The sequence below is a fragment of the Ruegeria sp. HKCCD7221 genome, assembly GCF_013031225.1.
GTDB lineage: Bacteria > Pseudomonadota > Alphaproteobacteria > Rhodobacterales > Rhodobacteraceae > Ruegeria.
Window position 1 is genome coordinate 837,852 of sequence record NZ_WPZE01000001.1, and the last position, 14,459, is coordinate 852,310.

The 14,459-nt window shown below is 56.1% G+C and carries 16 protein-coding genes and 1 tRNA gene; 8 read left to right on the forward strand and 9 right to left on the reverse strand.

The annotated features are described in order from the left end of the window. The 9 genes from GOX73_RS04150 to GOX73_RS04190 all read right to left on the reverse strand — a co-directional run bounded on the left by GOX73_RS04150 (position 1) and on the right by GOX73_RS04190 (position 8,625). On the reverse strand, positions 1–1,161 hold the full coding sequence (locus GOX73_RS04150; protein WP_171125092.1) for an ABC transporter substrate-binding protein: 1,161 nt from the start codon (positions 1,159–1,161) through the stop codon (positions 1–3). 29 nt (positions 1,162–1,190) lie between these two features. Then, positions 1,191–3,077, reverse strand: a complete 1,887-nt coding sequence (locus tag GOX73_RS04155; protein ID WP_171125090.1) for a long-chain fatty acid--CoA ligase — start codon at positions 3,075–3,077, stop codon at positions 1,191–1,193. 5 nt (positions 3,078–3,082) lie between these two features. Further along, positions 3,083–3,856, reverse strand: coding sequence for an ABC transporter ATP-binding protein (locus GOX73_RS04160; RefSeq protein ID WP_171134795.1), 774 nt, complete (start codon positions 3,854–3,856; stop codon positions 3,083–3,085). Further along, positions 3,853–4,617: an ABC transporter ATP-binding protein gene (locus GOX73_RS04165; protein ID WP_171125086.1), complete on the reverse strand. Its 765-nt coding sequence runs from the start codon at positions 4,615–4,617 to the stop codon at positions 3,853–3,855. Before GOX73_RS04165 ends, GOX73_RS04160 begins: the two co-directional genes overlap by 4 nt. Beyond that, positions 4,614–5,711, reverse strand: coding sequence for a branched-chain amino acid ABC transporter permease (locus tag GOX73_RS04170; RefSeq protein WP_171125084.1), 1,098 nt, complete (start codon positions 5,709–5,711; stop codon positions 4,614–4,616). Before GOX73_RS04170 ends, GOX73_RS04165 begins: the two co-directional genes overlap by 4 nt. 4 nt (positions 5,712–5,715) lie before the next feature. Further along, on the reverse strand, positions 5,716–6,591 hold the full coding sequence (locus GOX73_RS04175; protein ID WP_171125081.1) for a branched-chain amino acid ABC transporter permease: 876 nt from the start codon (positions 6,589–6,591) through the stop codon (positions 5,716–5,718). A 75-nt stretch (positions 6,592–6,666) separates the two neighbouring features. After that, positions 6,667–7,695 carry an alcohol dehydrogenase catalytic domain-containing protein gene (locus tag GOX73_RS04180; RefSeq protein WP_171125079.1) on the reverse strand — a complete coding sequence of 343 codons (1,029 nt, stop codon included), beginning with the start codon at positions 7,693–7,695 and terminating at the stop codon, positions 6,667–6,669. Positions 7,696–7,899: 204 nt separating this feature from the next. Further along, positions 7,900–8,358 (reverse strand): hypothetical protein, encoded by a 459-nt coding sequence (locus GOX73_RS04185; protein WP_171125078.1) that lies wholly within the window; start codon positions 8,356–8,358, stop codon positions 7,900–7,902. A 177-nt stretch (positions 8,359–8,535) separates the two neighbouring features. Then, positions 8,536–8,625: transfer RNA gene (locus GOX73_RS04190), tRNA-Ser, on the reverse strand. Between the two features lie 124 nt (positions 8,626–8,749). Between GOX73_RS04190 and GOX73_RS04195 the strand changes: the two genes are divergently transcribed. The 8 genes from GOX73_RS04195 to proB all read left to right on the forward strand — a co-directional run bounded on the left by GOX73_RS04195 (position 8,750) and on the right by proB (position 14,452). Then, positions 8,750–9,592, forward strand: a complete 843-nt coding sequence (locus GOX73_RS04195) for a DUF2059 domain-containing protein (RefSeq protein WP_171125076.1) — start codon at positions 8,750–8,752, stop codon at positions 9,590–9,592. After that, a complete protein-coding gene (locus GOX73_RS04200; protein WP_171121417.1) occupies positions 9,592–10,392 on the forward strand; it encodes a DUF2059 domain-containing protein in 801 nt (266 codons plus the stop codon). Before GOX73_RS04195 ends, GOX73_RS04200 begins: the two co-directional genes overlap by 1 nt. A gap of 209 nt (positions 10,393–10,601) precedes the next feature. Then, positions 10,602–11,219 (forward strand): 50S ribosomal protein L21, encoded by a 618-nt coding sequence (locus GOX73_RS04205; protein ID WP_171125073.1) that lies wholly within the window; start codon positions 10,602–10,604, stop codon positions 11,217–11,219. An 11-nt stretch (positions 11,220–11,230) separates the two neighbouring features. Then, a complete protein-coding gene (gene rpmA / locus GOX73_RS04210) occupies positions 11,231–11,500 on the forward strand; it encodes a 50S ribosomal protein L27 (protein ID WP_010440093.1) in 270 nt (89 codons plus the stop codon). A 94-nt stretch (positions 11,501–11,594) separates the two neighbouring features. Beyond that, positions 11,595–11,753, forward strand: coding sequence for a hypothetical protein (locus tag GOX73_RS04215; RefSeq protein ID WP_171121419.1), 159 nt, complete (start codon positions 11,595–11,597; stop codon positions 11,751–11,753). Next, positions 11,750–12,286 carry a GNAT family N-acetyltransferase gene (locus GOX73_RS04220; RefSeq protein WP_171125071.1) on the forward strand — a complete coding sequence of 179 codons (537 nt, stop codon included), beginning with the start codon at positions 11,750–11,752 and terminating at the stop codon, positions 12,284–12,286. The genes GOX73_RS04215 and GOX73_RS04220 overlap by 4 nt, the downstream gene beginning before the upstream one ends. A gap of 37 nt (positions 12,287–12,323) precedes the next feature. Further along, positions 12,324–13,358, forward strand: coding sequence for a GTPase ObgE (gene obgE, locus GOX73_RS04225; RefSeq protein WP_171125069.1), 1,035 nt, complete (start codon positions 12,324–12,326; stop codon positions 13,356–13,358). Then, a complete protein-coding gene (gene proB / locus GOX73_RS04230) occupies positions 13,346–14,452 on the forward strand; it encodes a glutamate 5-kinase (protein ID WP_171125067.1) in 1,107 nt (368 codons plus the stop codon). Before obgE ends, proB begins: the two co-directional genes overlap by 13 nt. Positions 14,453–14,459: the final 7 nt, after the last annotated feature.

Consider the following 14,459-nt stretch of genomic DNA (forward strand, 5'->3'; position numbering starts at 1 on the left):
TTATTCTTCGTAGACTTTTTTCCAGACGCCGTTGTCAACAACACTGACATAGACGGTATCCGCACCCTGGTGATCGTCGGGACCGTAGGTGATCTCATTCCCAACCAACTCATCTGTGTAGTTCAACGACTCCATAGCGGCGATAAAGCTGTCATGCGTCAGATCGGGCCCTGCGGCTTCCAGCGCTTTGACCATCATTTCAGCCGCTGCGTAGCCAAGCATCGAAAATCCTACAGGGTCTTCACCGGTTGCGGCTTTGTATTCCTCGATAAAGGCGGCCGGGGCAGGTTCCTCCGCACGCGCCCACAGGTCCTGCCACGAGGCGGCGGCATAAAACCCGTCGGTCACTCCGCCAGGTACCTGAGCGACCACGGTCAGGAAACTGGCCGACGTTCCGAGGAATTTCATATCCTCCAAACCCATCTTCTTGGCTGTTCCGACGACCGTAATCACCTGACGGACCCCCAAGGCCATCGTTACAATGTCGCAGCCTTCTTCCTTGAGCTTGCTCAGCGATCCCACAAAATCGGTTTCATCAGGCTTGTGCGTTGTTTCAGCGGCGAATTTAATTCCGGCTTCTTCGGCACCGGCCTTGCTGCCTTCAAGAATTTCTTCGCCGAAATCCGTGGGCAGGTACATCGTGCACACCTTTTGCGACCCGAACTGGTCGGCGATGTATTTCACACCAACACGGCTTTGGTCATAGTAAGTCGAGAAGGACGTGAATTTGTTCTTCATCGGCTCTTGCAACATCTGACGCGCGGCGGTCAAAGGGGCAACGTTCGGAATACCTTTTGGATCCAACAGCTTGAACCCTGCAAGGTTCATAGGTGTGCCCAATGATTGCATCATCGCAAAAACCTTGTCTCGGTTCAGCAACTTGTTATAGCCCTGCATCGCGCGCGGCATCTGATAACCGTTGTCTTCAACGACAAACCGGATCGTGCGCCCGTGCACGCCACCTTCGGCATTCACGCGATCAAACACCACGTTGGCCCCCTTGGTGGACGGCACACCAACCGCAGCGAAAATACCGCTCAGATCATTGACCGATCCGATGACGATCTCATCATCTGTCACGCCCTGAGTTTGCGCGCTGGCGAATGTCGCCGAAGCGGTCAGCGCAGTGGCTGCAGCCATCCCTTTGATCAGAGTCCTCATGTTTTTCCTCCCTTTGGGTAATCCCTTGTCTATTTGTACATGTCTTCAATAAGGTGCCCGTGTTTCTTTTCGACAAAGCTGCGCTTAAGTTTCATGGTCGCAGTAAGTTCATCGTCATCTGCTGTCAGCAAAACGTCGATTAGACGAAAATCCTTGATCTGTTCTACGCGCGCGAACTCTTTGTTGACCTCTGCAACTTCTGACGCGATCTGATCCTTCACATCGGCTGCTGCACACAAAGATGCAAAGTTAGAGAACGGAATTTTTCGATCCTGCGCGAACTTCTCGACGTTTTCCTGATCTATCATAATCAGCGCCGTCAGGAACTTTCGCTTGTCACCGATCACCACTGCGTCCGAAATATAGTGGCTGAATTTCAGTCGGCTTTCGATCTCGGCCGGGGTGATGTTCTTGCCACCTGCGGTAATGATGATGTCCTTTAACCGGCCTGTGATGGAAACATAGCCTTCCTTGTCAATCTGCCCCATGTCACCGGTTTTCAGCCAGCCATCGGCCGTGAATGTCTCGGCGGTTTTTGCGTTATTACGCCAATATCCCTGAAAGACGTTCAGCCCCTTGATTTGAATCTCACCTTCATCTGAGATGCGAACATCATTGCCGGGAACCGGTTTGCCAATCGTGCCGATCTTATTGTCCTTGATGGTATTCAGCGTCGCCAAGCCAGAGGTCTCCGTCATACCGAATCCTTCGACCAACGGCACACCAATGGCCCAATACCACTTGAGCAGATCGGTCGAGATCGGAGCGGCCCCACTACCGCCCCGCCGCATTTTGTCCATGCCGAGCATTCGGCGAAGGTTGCGCAGCACAAGGCGGTCCCACAGCCAGAATTTTGCAGCCACACCCGCAGGCACGGGTTGGCCAGACAGAATGTACTCTGCCCGGGCAAGCCCCGCCTTCAACGCCATCCCAAAAGCGGCACGACCAGCAGGGGTTGCATCCTGCGTCATGATCTGGACCTGAGAATATATTTTCTCCCAAACGCGCGGAACCGCGGTGAAGGTTGAAGGAGAAACCTCTTGCAGGTTCGAAAAGACAGTCTCGGGGCTTTCTGCGAAATTAACCACGCACTTAGCAGCCAATGGGAAATACACGGACACATCCCGTTCCAGGATGTGGCACAGCGGCAAGAAACACAGTTGCTCATCCGTTTCATGGGTCGGCAGAGAATTGGCGCCACACTCGATTGCCGCCAGAACATTTTCATGACTCAGCATTGCCCCCTTGGGGGCGCCCGTCGTACCCGATGTATAGACCAGCAGCGCCGTGTCCTGCGGTGATGCCAAGGCGATTTCGGCCTCGAACCGATCGGGTTCTTCGGCCTCGGCCTGACGCCCGATGTCGTATAGGGCGTCGATCATCATACAAAGGTCGTGGTCCAGATCGTGCAGGCCCTCATCCTCAAGGATGATGACGTTCAACAGGCCGGGAACTTCGGTTTCAATTTCAAGGAATTTGTCCAGTTGCTCTTCATTCTCGACCACCAGAAACCGGCTATCGCTGTCATTCACCAAGTATTTCAATTGATTGGCGGAATCAGTCGTGTAGACCCCCGAAGCGATCCCGCCCACGCATTGAATGCCCATATCGAACCAGGCCCATTCCTTGCGGTCCTCGGACAGGATCGAGACAACCTCACCCCTTTGCAAACCCAGCTTTCGCAGGGCCAACCCGATCCACTTTGCGTGTTGCCAGTAATCTGCCCAGGAATAGGCTTTCCAGATGCCGAAGTCCTTTTCCCGATGCGCCGTGCGCGTACCCAGATCGGCACAGCGTTTTTGGAATAGCTGGCTGATGGTCTGGCATTCGTCCACCAGAACGGGGCGTTGTCCGGGGGTGGCGTTGAATTGCACGCCGTTGATCTTGGTCTGAGGGGGCAGGGTGCTGATATTCATTCAACTCACCTCCAGGTCTTTCTGCGTTTCCAGCGGCGGTTTTCCCGCGCGCCTTCTTCCTGAACGCCCAAATAAAAATTCTGGATGTCTTCGGATTTCATCAAGACATCTGCGTCGCCATCCATCACGATCCGCCCGACCTCCATCACGTACCCATGATGCGCTAGCTCCAGCGCAGCGTTGGCGTTCTGTTCGACCAGCATCATGGTCATGTTCTGCTCGTCATTAAGGCGTTTTAGGATGCCGAAAATCTCCTGCACCAGTAGGGGCGACAGCCCTAGTGAGGGCTCGTCCAACAGCATGATCTTCGGGTTCGCCATCAGCCCACGCCCGACTGCCAGCATCTGTTGCTGTCCGCCCGACAGGGTTCCGGCCTCTTGATTGCGGCGCTCTTTGAGGATCGGGAAGTACGAGAATACCAGCTCGCGGTCATGGTCGATCTGGCCCTTATCCGTCGCCGTATAGGCCCCGAGGCTGAGGTTTTCATCGACCGTCAGAAGCGGAAACACTTCGCGTCCTTCGGGGACATGGACGATGCCTTTTTGCACGACCTTATGCGGCTCTGATCCTTGGATTTCGTCGCCGTCAAAGGTGATCTTGCCCTTTTCTGGGTCCATAACGCCTGACACGGTTTTCATCAGCGTCGTCTTGCCTGCACCGTTCGCGCCCAGGATCGAGACGATCTGCCCCGGATGCACATCCAGCGACACGCCGCGAATGGCCATGATCGGGCCATAGAAGCTTTCGACATTGCGGATGGTCAGGATCGGCGCGCTCATGAGGCTTTCCCCAGATACGCTTCGACCACCGCCGGATGCGACTGGACCTGCGCCGGAGTGCCAAGCGCCAGCATAGCGCCATCGGCCATTGCCAACACCCGGTCGGACACGCCCGAGACCAGCCCCATATCGTGTTCGACCATCAGCACCGTGATCCCCATCTGTCGCCGGATATCGTCGATCCACCAACGCATATCCGTTGTTTCCTCGACCGACAGGCCAGAGGCAGGTTCGTCCAACAACAGCAGCTTGGGATCGGTGGCCAATGCACGGGCGACCTCGACCACTTTGCGCACCCCGTAGGGCAGGCCCGATATCATCTTGTCGCGATAGGCCTGCAGATCGAGGAAGTCGATGATCTCCTCGACCTTTTCGCGGTTTTCCAGTTCTTGCCGCCGAGCCGAAGGCAGGAATAGCACCTCGGACAGCAGGTTGGTTTTGCGGTGCCGATGCCGCCCGACCAGCAGGTTCTGCAACACAGTCGCATGTTCGAACAATTCGATATTCTGAAACGTCCGCGCCACGCCATACGCCGCCACGCCCGAGGGCTTGACCTGCAGCAGATCATGCCCGTCAAAACGGATCGACCCGGCAAACGGATCGTAGAACCGCGAAATCAGGTTAAACACGGTCGACTTGCCCGCGCCGTTAGGGCCAACGATGGCAAAGACTTCGCCTTCCTCAACCGCAAAGGACAGGTCATTCACCGCCGTCAGGCCACCGAATTTCAGGGTCACGTTCTGGAACTCAAGCAAGCTCATCTCAGGCGCTCCGTCTTGAGGTAAGATTTCTGACGTTTGAACATGTCTTTGCGGTAGAAGGGGAACAGTTCGAACCATGTGCGGATTTTCAGCCATCGGCCATACATGCCCATCGGTTCGAACAAGATGAAGGCGATCAGAATCATGCCGAAGATGCCGAACTCCAGCCCTGGAATAGCAACGGTATTGCCGCCGAACAGAGCGCCCACATATTCCTTTGAGATCGACAGGAATTGCGGAAGGAACCCGATAACAACAGCACCCAGAAATGCGCCGTGGATCGACCCCAGCCCACCAATCACGATCATCATCAGCAGTTGAATCGAGATTACAACGCTGAAGGTTTCATTGTTGAACGCGCCCGAGAACATCCCCATCAGCGCACCCGCCCATCCAGTGACGGCGCAGGATAGCGCGAATGAGATCATCTTGGTCCGCGCGATATCAACACCCATCGCCTGCGCTGAAACTTCAGAGTCGCGAACGGCGATAAAACTGCGCCCCAAAGGTGCACGCAGCAGGTTGATATAGCCCAGCGTGACCAGAACCGTAACGCCCAAGACCAGCCAGAAGAATTGAACCGGGGTACCCCAACGGTCGATCGTCAGGCCGAAGATATCGACGCCTCCGATGAATTTTCCGCCGACACCGCCCGTAAGAGGCTCGGCCAGTACGATCACGTCATCCATCAGAATCGAAAGTGCCATGGTGAAGATCGCGAGGTAAATACCGTGCAACCGCAGGGCAGGGATGGCGACCGTCACGCCGGCGATGCCTGTTAGGATACCGGCTAACAGGAAAGCGATCAGGAAGGGTACCCCGGCCTCGAGCAGGATGACATTGGCATAGCAGCCAAAAGCTAGAAACGCCGCGTGGCCCAGACTGACTTGCCCGGTGTGGCCCGTCAGCACCATCAGGCCCAGACCGGCGATGGCCCAGATCAGGACGTTCGTCAGCTCACCCAGATAGAAGTCGTCCAGCCACCAGGGGGCCGCCGCCACCACTGCCAGCAGAGCAAGGTAAAGGCCAAGCTGATAGCAGTCTTTCCAAGGCCGGATGTCCTGCATGTAGTTGGTTTTGAAAACAATCCTCATATGCCTAGACCTTTTTGACCCGAACCTGACTGAACAGCCCGTTGGGGCGGAAGATCAGCACCGCCAGCAACAGCGCATAAGGTGCAATCTGGCTGTATCCTGCAGCGATGTAGCGGCTGGCAAAGGGCTCGATGACGCCGACGATCAACCCTCCGGCCAGCGCACCGGGCAGGCTGCCGAACCCGCCGATCACAGCCGCGGCAAAGGCCTTGATCCCCAGCAGGCCCGTAGTTGGATCGACCGAACCTTTGGCGGCAAACAGGATACCCGCGATACCAGCGACCACGCCAGCCAGCCCCCAGATAAACCCCTGAACACGTTTGACGGGGATACCCATGTAATAGGCCGCCAACTGGTTTTGCGATGCCCCCTGCATGGCCAATCCCAACTTCGTGTGGCTAAAGAAGATGTATAGCCCCCAAGTCAGCAAGACTGTGACGACGATAACCGCAACATCCTCCATCCCCAGCACGAGGCCGCCAAAACGGACCTCTTTCCCGGCCAAAGGGTTCTGCAGCGTTTGCGGCTCGTGCCCCCAGATCAAACCCGCGGCAAACCGGATCACGAAACCCAATGCGATAGTCAGAATCACAACCGCCGTCTGGCTTTCACCGAACAGTCTTCGGATGATCAACCGGTCCAGCAAATACCCCAGCGCACCCATAATCCCCAACGAGATCGGCAACGCCATCCAGAAAGGAAGCCCCATATATTCGGTGTTTGTAAGCCCGATGGTGACAAAGGCCCCCAGCATCATGAAATCGCCTTGCGCGAAATTCACAGCTTCGGTCGCCTTATAAATCAAAACAAAGCCAAGAGCGATCAGGCCATAGACACAGCCATTCGCCAGCCCGCTGATCAACAGCTGAGCGTTATCCAAGTTCACCTCCCATTACCGGTTCAACCGGTATTTTTGGCGCTCCGAACCTCCTCCTTTGTTCAGAGCTTTTTTCTACTATGGCGCGATTATCACCTTGCCGTCACCCTTTTTCAGCGCATCCGCCAGACCCGTCACCACGTTCCTAAGAGGAATCCGTTGCGATACATCCGTTTTCCAGCGACCGTCAGCGAAACGCGCCTGCACTTCACCAACAACGCGTATCTGATCCTCAGGCGGGGTCGAGGTCATCCATTTCGTCAACCAGAACCCTTCAATCTGCTTTCCCATAAAAATTAACTGGCCGGTCTGCGTCAACGCGGGGGTTTCCGTGCTGAGCTTGCCATAACAAACCCAACGTGCACCGTTAGGCATGGCGCAAAAAATCTGCTCAGATATCTGGTCAGCAACTGCGTCCAGAAAAACCCGTGGCTTCAACTCAGAACTCAGCTTGGAAAATTTCTCCAGCATCATTGGATCCGAGGTAACCAGCACGTCGTGCGCCCCCAAGGATTTCAACGCTTCAACTGCATCTGCGCGACGAACGATCGCGATGGGCTTTAGCCCCAGGTCGCGCCCCAAGCTGCACATCAGCTTGCCTAACTGGCTGGTCGCCGCAGACACGATGAAGGCCTCGCCCGAGTTCTTTGCGATATCGACCATGGCCATGGCGGTCAGCGGGTTTACGATCTGTGCCGATCCATCCTCGTCACTGACATCTGGTCGAAGCGGAATACACATCAGCGCCTGTGTCACGACATATTCGGCCCAAGCCCCAGCGCCCGCCGCAATAAAAGCCACGCGTTTCCCTTGTAACGCCTCGGCGCCTGTGCCCGTTGCCACGACATCCCCACAGCCTTCGAACCCCGCTGCGGTCCCTTTGACACGTGGCTGGCCGTATTCACCTTTGATGAAATGGATATCCGACGGATTTACAGAAGAAGCCCGCAGCTTGATTAAAACCTGTCCGGGACCGGGTACCGGTACCGGTAGATCAGCTTCCGCAAGCCAATCGGCGGCATCATCAATGAATGGTCCTGAGGCTGTGTCCGAATAGCCGTCATGCGTCTGAATAACTGCAAACATTTTAGAGGGCAGGGCGGCCATCGCAAATCCTCTTCTTTGGGTGTTATCTCCACGCCGTGCCAAAAATTTTGACAAGACTTCGCGAAAACACTTCCAGGTACGTGTCAGGTTTTCAGTCAGCCAAACAAAGGTTTCGCGCTACGTCAACTTTGTCGGAGACTTACCTAACGGAACTCCGCCACGCGGCCAACGCATCGGGCCGCCACCAATTTGGCGGCCCGTTTTTTATTGTCCCTGAAGCAAGGCCTGCAATTCCTGCAGTTTTGCTGCGAACAATTCAGGAGAGGCTTTGATTTCGTCCAGAATGAATATGGCCTTCGTTTTCATATCCTGCGCCAATGCGCTGTCCTGGACCGACGCGACCATCGCATCATAATCGAAATTTTGCACCGTCAGCGTGCCTTCTTCGATCCAGGAATTCAGCAGGTCCTGACCTTGCTCTGCCAAAGCAGCCACTTCTTCGCCAGCTTGATTTGCAAGGTCCGCCGCTGCCTGACCTGCTTGATCTGTTGCGTCAGAGGCCTGTTCTGTAACCGACTCCACGGCGTCACTGACGGCATCACCTGCATCCTGAGCCGCTGATTGCAACCGTTCCGCTGGGGTCGGCTCGGGTTGATTCAAATAGTAGTAGATACCAGCACCAATAGCGGCGACCACTACACCTAAAACGATAGTACGCGACATCGAAATCTCCTCAAAATATGTGTAACCGGGATGGCTTAAAGATAGGGATTATCCAAGGGGAAATCCTCGGCCACGTCATCAATAAGCGAGTTTAAGCCGGGCAACGCCGATCCCATGCGAAACACCGGCAACATCGCGCCACAAAGGCAAAAAAGCGCACAATACGTTTGGGGATAGTGGCGGAGAGACAGGGATTCGAACCCTGGGTGGGCTTGCACCCACAACGGTTTTCGAGACCGCCCCGTTCGACCACTCCGGCACCTCTCCGCGGGGGTCTGTGAGGGGGGGATTTAGTGAGGAACGCGCAGGGGTGCAAGCAGAAAATTCCTGAAATTCAATCTGACGGGATTTTCCATTGCCTGTTGGCGTAAAACGCCTAGGCTCTGATACCATGATACACTCTGCACGCTCTGCCTTTCAGTCGATTTCAGCCCTTGTTGCCACGCTTGCCACACTGTCCCTTCCGGCTGGTGCGGCGGATAGGGACCGGATCGAAGCCTTTCTCACCACCACCGGTTTCGACGTCGCATTGGAAAGCATCGCGCTGGCGTCGGCGTCGGCACCGCAAATGCTGGGAATTGACCCCGAGGGATTCGGCTCGGACTGGACACGCCTGACCGAAGAGGTCTTTGACACCGAAGACATGCACGAAACGGCCGTGTCGATATTGGAACAAACACTCAGCGACGATGCCCTGAACCACGCGGTCGAGTTCTATGCCTCGGATCTTGGGCAGCGTCTGGTCGAGGCCGAGAACGAATCTCATATGATCGAGGATGACGACACCAAACAGCTTGAGGGTCAGGAAATCGTTTCCAGTTTGGTCCAGGAGGGATCCAAGAGGGTGGGAAGCCTCAAACGCATGAACACGGCCATTGACGCCAGTGGTACGGCTTTGCGCGCCCTTCAGGAAATCCAGGTCCGATTCCTGTTGGCCGCCAGCGCGTCCGGCGTCATTGACCTTCAGCTTAGCGCCGACGAACTGCGCCAGATGATGCAGCAAAACGAAATCGGTATGCGACAGGCTTTGCAGCTTTCCGCACTGGCAGGCGCGGCGTACACCTATCAAGGCTTTTCCGACGACGAGGTGATCGCCTATGCCGAAGCGTTGGAAGACCCCCTGATGCAGGAAGTATATGAATTGTTAAACGCGATTCAGTACGAAATCATGGCGATGAAGTTCGAGGTGCTGGCAGTACGAATGGCGGATCTACATCCCGCACAGGATATCTGATGCGCTTCTTGACCACTTTGTTCGTCGCTGTGTTGTGGATCACTCCGCTGAGTGCCGCAGAAAAAGTGGACCGCCTTATGGAGGCGCTGCGCCTGTCCGAGGTTGTCGACATCCTGACAAGCGAAGGTAAAGCGCAAGCGCACACGATGAACGAAACCTTTCTGGGAAACTCAGGAGGTGAGTACTTTCACACCCAGATAGAAGACATCTATAATCCGGACTGGATACATGATCAGATTTCCATGGCTTTCCTCGAAACCCTGACAGACAGCCAGTTGGACCGCGCAATCGTGTTTTTTGAAAGCGACTTGGGTCAAACGATTGTTTCGCTTGAAAACTCGGCGCGATTGGCAATTCAGGACGAAACCATCAAGGAAATGGCGCAGGACAGCTATTTCGCAATCGACCGATCCTCGCAATCTTATCGGCTGATTGACGAATATATCGAGGTCAACGACCTGATCGAAAAGAATGTCCAGAGTTCCCTAAACGCCGACTACAACTTTTTCCGTGCACTCACAGAAGATGCTGGCGGTGACGGGACTGACTTGATTGAGCAATTGCTTCTCGACAAAGACAACATTGAACGGGAAACCGTTACATGGTTGTATTCCTTCCTGCTTTTGGCCTATCAGCCACTGACCGAGGCACAGATGCGTGAAAACATTGCATTCTCGCGAACGGACACGGGCCGTGCCATGAATGATGCGTTTTTTCTTGGCTTCAATCGTATGTACGACGACGTGTATTACCGCCTCGGTCTAGCAGTTTCGCATGTCCTGAGCGGATCGGACCTGTAAACCGTATTTGATGTTGACTTTCCTCTTCAATCTATGGATAAGCGCGCATCCCGGCCGGATTTTCCGCGCCGGGTCTCGTTATTATTGACCCAAGGGGATACCCCGAAAGGTCGTCACACAGCCCGAAAAGGGCGCGCTGTTCGAGGTGGCTGAGGCCATTAATGCCCGCAAGGGGACCACAGAACGCGGTTAGACAAAGGAAAGACGCAATGTTTGCGGTCCTCAAGACTGGCGGCAAGCAGTACAAGGTTCAGGCGGGCGATATCCTCCGCGTTGAAAAGCTGGCTGCCGACGCAGGTGAAAAAGTTCAATTCAACGATGTTCTGATGCTGGGCGGTGACGCTCCGGTCGTTGGCGCACCTTTCGTTGAAGGCGCAGGCGTACAGGCCGAAGTGATCGAACAGATCAAAGGTGACAAGGTCATCAAGTTCGTCAAGCGCCGTCGTAAGCACAGCTCGAAGCGTACCGTTGGCCACCGTCAGAAACTGACTCTGGTCAAGATCACTGACATCCTGTCGTCGGGCGCTGACAAGTCGGGCATCAAAGCCGCAACCGGTTCCGTGCCTGCTGGCGAAGCTGCTCCGGCGGCGAAAAAGCCCGCTGCGAAGAAAGCTGAAGCCAAAGCAGAAGCACCCGCTGCTGCTGCCGCTGACGATCTGACCAAGCTGAACGGTGTCGGCCCCGCCGCCGCCAAAAAGCTGAACGACGCTGGTATCGAGAGCTTTGCCGCTCTGGCCGCCTTGTCGGACGAGCAGATTGCTGCTATCGACACCGTCAAAGTGAAACCCGAATGGGTTGAACAGGCCAAAGAACTGGCCAAAGGCTAAGGAGAGAGAGAATGGCACATAAAAAAGCTGGCGGTTCCTCCCGTAACGGTCGCGACTCAGCGGGTCGTCGCCTTGGCGTAAAACTCTATGGTGGCCAAGCGGCCATCGCAGGCAACATCATCGTACGTCAGCGCGGCACCAAGTTCTGGCCGGGCGAAGGCGTAGGCATGGGCAAGGATCACACAATCTTTGCAACTGTTGATGGCGCCGTGAAGTTCCATAAGGGACTCAAGAACCGCACCTTTATTTCGGTCCTGCCAGTGGCGGAGGCCGCAGAGTAAGCCGAAACCCATAAGGTTTAGAAATAAATGGGGGACCGGCAGAAAATGCCGGTCCCCTTTCTCGTTTTTAACACAGTTTTGACCTATGAGCCCGATGACACACGCAGCAAGCACCATACCGCCCCTGTTTCAGGGACGGATTGCCCATGCGGTTGAAGATCGTCTGGGCCGCAAATATCTGATGTGGGCGTTAATTGGTTTCACTGTTGCGTCCGCAATTTACGTGTTGTTCGGAGGAGGAACGCACTCATGAAGCTTGAGACAATAATAAACCAGCCGGTGATAGAAACCGAGCGGTTCGACCTGCGCCCGTTGCGCCGGTCGGATATGGGTCTCATTGAACACTTTGCAGGTGATGAACGCGTGGCGCGGATGACGACAGCAATCCCACATCCGCTGCCGCCTGGATCGACCGAAGCCTTTGTGACCCGTGCCATGTCTGATGACCGGGTCGAGGATGTTTGGGCCATGGACGCGACCAAGGATGGCGGCCCCGAGCTTATCGGCCTGATTTCGTTGACGCGACTGGATCGCAACCAATCCGAGGTTGGCTATTGGGTCGCGCCCGTCTACTGGAACACGGGCGTCGCTTCGCTGGCTGTAGAAGCGTTGGTAAACTCCAACCCGTTGGAGAACGCCAACATGTTCGCCAGTGTATTTCAGGACAACCCTGCCTCGGCGCGGGTTCTGACCCATTGTGGGTTTGAATATCTAGGCGATGCGGAAAGCTATTCGGTGGCGCGCGATGCAAATGTGCCCACCTGGACATATACAAAGAAACTCTGACTTGTGGCCGATGGGGCCTTTGCAGTAGGGGACAGACATGAAATTTCTCGATCTTGCAAAGGTCTACATCCGGTCCGGGGCAGGTGGGGGCGGCTGCGTCAGCTTCCGGCGCGAAAAATACATCGAATATGGCGGCCCTGATGGCGGCGATGGCGGCAAAGGCGGTTCCGTTTGGGTTGAGGTTGTAGACAGCCTGAACACACTGATCGACTTCCGCTATCAGCAGCATTTCTTTGCCAAGAACGGCCAGCCTGGCCGCGGCCAGCAGCGTACCGGCAAGGATGGCGATGATATCGTCCTCCGCGTGCCTGTTGGGACCGAAATTCTGGACGAAGACGAAGAGACCGTGATCTGCGACCTGACCTCGGTCGGGCAGCGCGTGCTGCTGGCCAAGGGCGGTAATGGCGGCTTTGGCAACCTGCATTTCAAGTCGGCCACCAACCAGGCGCCGCGCCGGGCCAATCCGGGGCAGACAGGGATCGACCGCACCATCTGGTTACGGCTCAAGCTGATCGCCGATGTCGGTCTGTTGGGGATGCCCAATGCGGGCAAATCGACCTTTCTGGCGGCGACCTCGAACGCACGGCCCAAAATCGCGGATTATCCGTTTACCACGCTGCACCCCAATCTGGGCGTTGTGGGCGTGGATAACGTGGAATTTGTCGTCGCCGACATCCCCGGCCTGATCGAAGGCGCGCATGAGGGGCGCGGCATTGGTGATCGTTTTCTGGGCCACGTCGAACGCTGCGCTGTGTTGCTGCATCTGGTCGATGGAACCTCGGAATCCGTGGCCGAAGATTATCGCACCATCATTCACGAGCTTGAGGCCTATGGCGGAGAACTGGCCGAGAAACCTCGGATCACGGTGCTGAACAAGGTCGACGCACTAGATGACGAAGAACAAGAACTAGCCAAAGCCGAACTGGAAGAAGCGGTGGGCGGCCCCGTCATGGCCATGTCCGGTGTTGCGCATCTGGGCGTGACCGAGGTGCTGCGTGCGTTACGTGCCGAAATTGACGACAATCGCGTGCGCCACAAACCCGCCGAGGAGGCCGCACCTTGGCAACCCTGACGTCGGCGAAACGACTGGTTGTAAAGATCGGGTCCGCCTTGCTGGTGGACCGAAATTCAGGGTTGTTGCGTTCAGATTGGCTGCATTCACTGGCACAGGACGTAGCGTGGCTCAAGGGGCAGGGGACTGACGTCATTTTGGTGTCGTCCGGGTCGATCGCCTTAGGGCGGGGTGTCTTAGGGCTGCCTATGGATGCCCTGCCTCTGGAACAATCACAAGCCGCGGCCGCCGTTGGTCAAATCCGGCTGGCCCGCGCCTATGAAGAGGCGCTGACCCCGCACAATATTACGACAGCACAGGTTCTGGTGACCTTGGAGGATAGCGCCGACCGCCGCCGCTACCTGAACTCACGCGCGACGCTTGAGACATTGCTAAGCCTTGGCGTGGTGCCGATTGTCAACGAGAATGACACGGTCGCAACGGATGAGATCCGGTACGGCGACAATGATCGTCTGGCTGCCCAGATCGCCGTTACAGTCGGTGCAGATCAGTTGATCCTGCTGTCGGACGTGGATGGATTCTATACCGGCAACCCTGTTCAGGATGCCTCGGCCACACGCTATGACGTGATCGAGGAAATCACGCCAGAGATTGAAGAAATGGCGGGTGACGCCGGTTCAGGCCTGTCCAAGGGTGGGATGAAAACCAAATTGCTGGCGGCTAAGATGGCGACGGCGGCAGGTTGCGATATGGCAATCACCGAAGGTTCACCACTGAACCCACTGAAAACACTAAAAAATGGTGCCAATTGCACATGGTTCACCGCCACGGTCGATCCGCACGCGGCGCGCAAACGCTGGATTTCGGCCATGAAACCGCGTGGTGAAATCGTGGTTGATGCGGGCGCGGCGAGGGCCCTTGGCAATGGCAAAAGCCTGCTGCCAGCGGGTATAGTCGAAGTGACCGGAGATTTCGGGCGCGGCGATCCTGTGGCAATCATCGACCCACAGGCGCGGCGGTTGGCCCAAGGACTCAGCCGCTATACCGCGCAAGAGGCGGACGCAATCAAGGGCCGCAAGTCGTCAGAGATCGAAGCCACGCTGGGCTATCCCGGCCGCGCTGTTCTCATCCACCGGGACGACCTGGCGCTATGAAAAACAC

What these genes read in the sequence shown, in the direction of transcription:
- GOX73_RS04150 (WP_171125092.1), bottom strand. Translation starts at nt 1,161, where the DNA reads ATGAGGACTCTGATCAAAGGGATGGCTGCAGCCACTGCGCTGACCGCT.
- GOX73_RS04200 (WP_171121417.1), top strand. Translation starts at nt 9,592, where the DNA reads ATGCGCTTCTTGACCACTTTGTTCGTCGCTGTGTTGTGGATCACTCCG.
- GOX73_RS04170 (WP_171125084.1), bottom strand. Translation starts at nt 5,711, where the DNA reads ATGAGGATTGTTTTCAAAACCAACTACATGCAGGACATCCGGCCTTGG.
- GOX73_RS04165 (WP_171125086.1), bottom strand. Translation starts at nt 4,617, where the DNA reads ATGAGCTTGCTTGAGTTCCAGAACGTGACCCTGAAATTCGGTGGCCTG.
- GOX73_RS04160 (WP_171134795.1), bottom strand. Translation starts at nt 3,856, where the DNA reads ATGAGCGCGCCGATCCTGACCATCCGCAATGTCGAAAGCTTCTATGGC.
- GOX73_RS04215 (WP_171121419.1), top strand. Translation starts at nt 11,595, where the DNA reads ATGACACACGCAGCAAGCACCATACCGCCCCTGTTTCAGGGACGGATT.
- rpmA (WP_010440093.1), top strand. Translation starts at nt 11,231, where the DNA reads ATGGCACATAAAAAAGCTGGCGGTTCCTCCCGTAACGGTCGCGACTCA.
- GOX73_RS04185 (WP_171125078.1), bottom strand. Translation starts at nt 8,358, where the DNA reads ATGTCGCGTACTATCGTTTTAGGTGTAGTGGTCGCCGCTATTGGTGCT.
- GOX73_RS04155 (WP_171125090.1), bottom strand. Translation starts at nt 3,077, where the DNA reads ATGAATATCAGCACCCTGCCCCCTCAGACCAAGATCAACGGCGTGCAA.
- GOX73_RS04195 (WP_171125076.1), top strand. Translation starts at nt 8,750, where the DNA reads ATGATACACTCTGCACGCTCTGCCTTTCAGTCGATTTCAGCCCTTGTT.
- obgE (WP_171125069.1), top strand. Translation starts at nt 12,324, where the DNA reads ATGAAATTTCTCGATCTTGCAAAGGTCTACATCCGGTCCGGGGCAGGT.
- GOX73_RS04180 (WP_171125079.1), bottom strand. Translation starts at nt 7,695, where the DNA reads ATGGCCGCCCTGCCCTCTAAAATGTTTGCAGTTATTCAGACGCATGAC.
- GOX73_RS04220 (WP_171125071.1), top strand. Translation starts at nt 11,750, where the DNA reads ATGAAGCTTGAGACAATAATAAACCAGCCGGTGATAGAAACCGAGCGG.
- GOX73_RS04205 (WP_171125073.1), top strand. Translation starts at nt 10,602, where the DNA reads ATGTTTGCGGTCCTCAAGACTGGCGGCAAGCAGTACAAGGTTCAGGCG.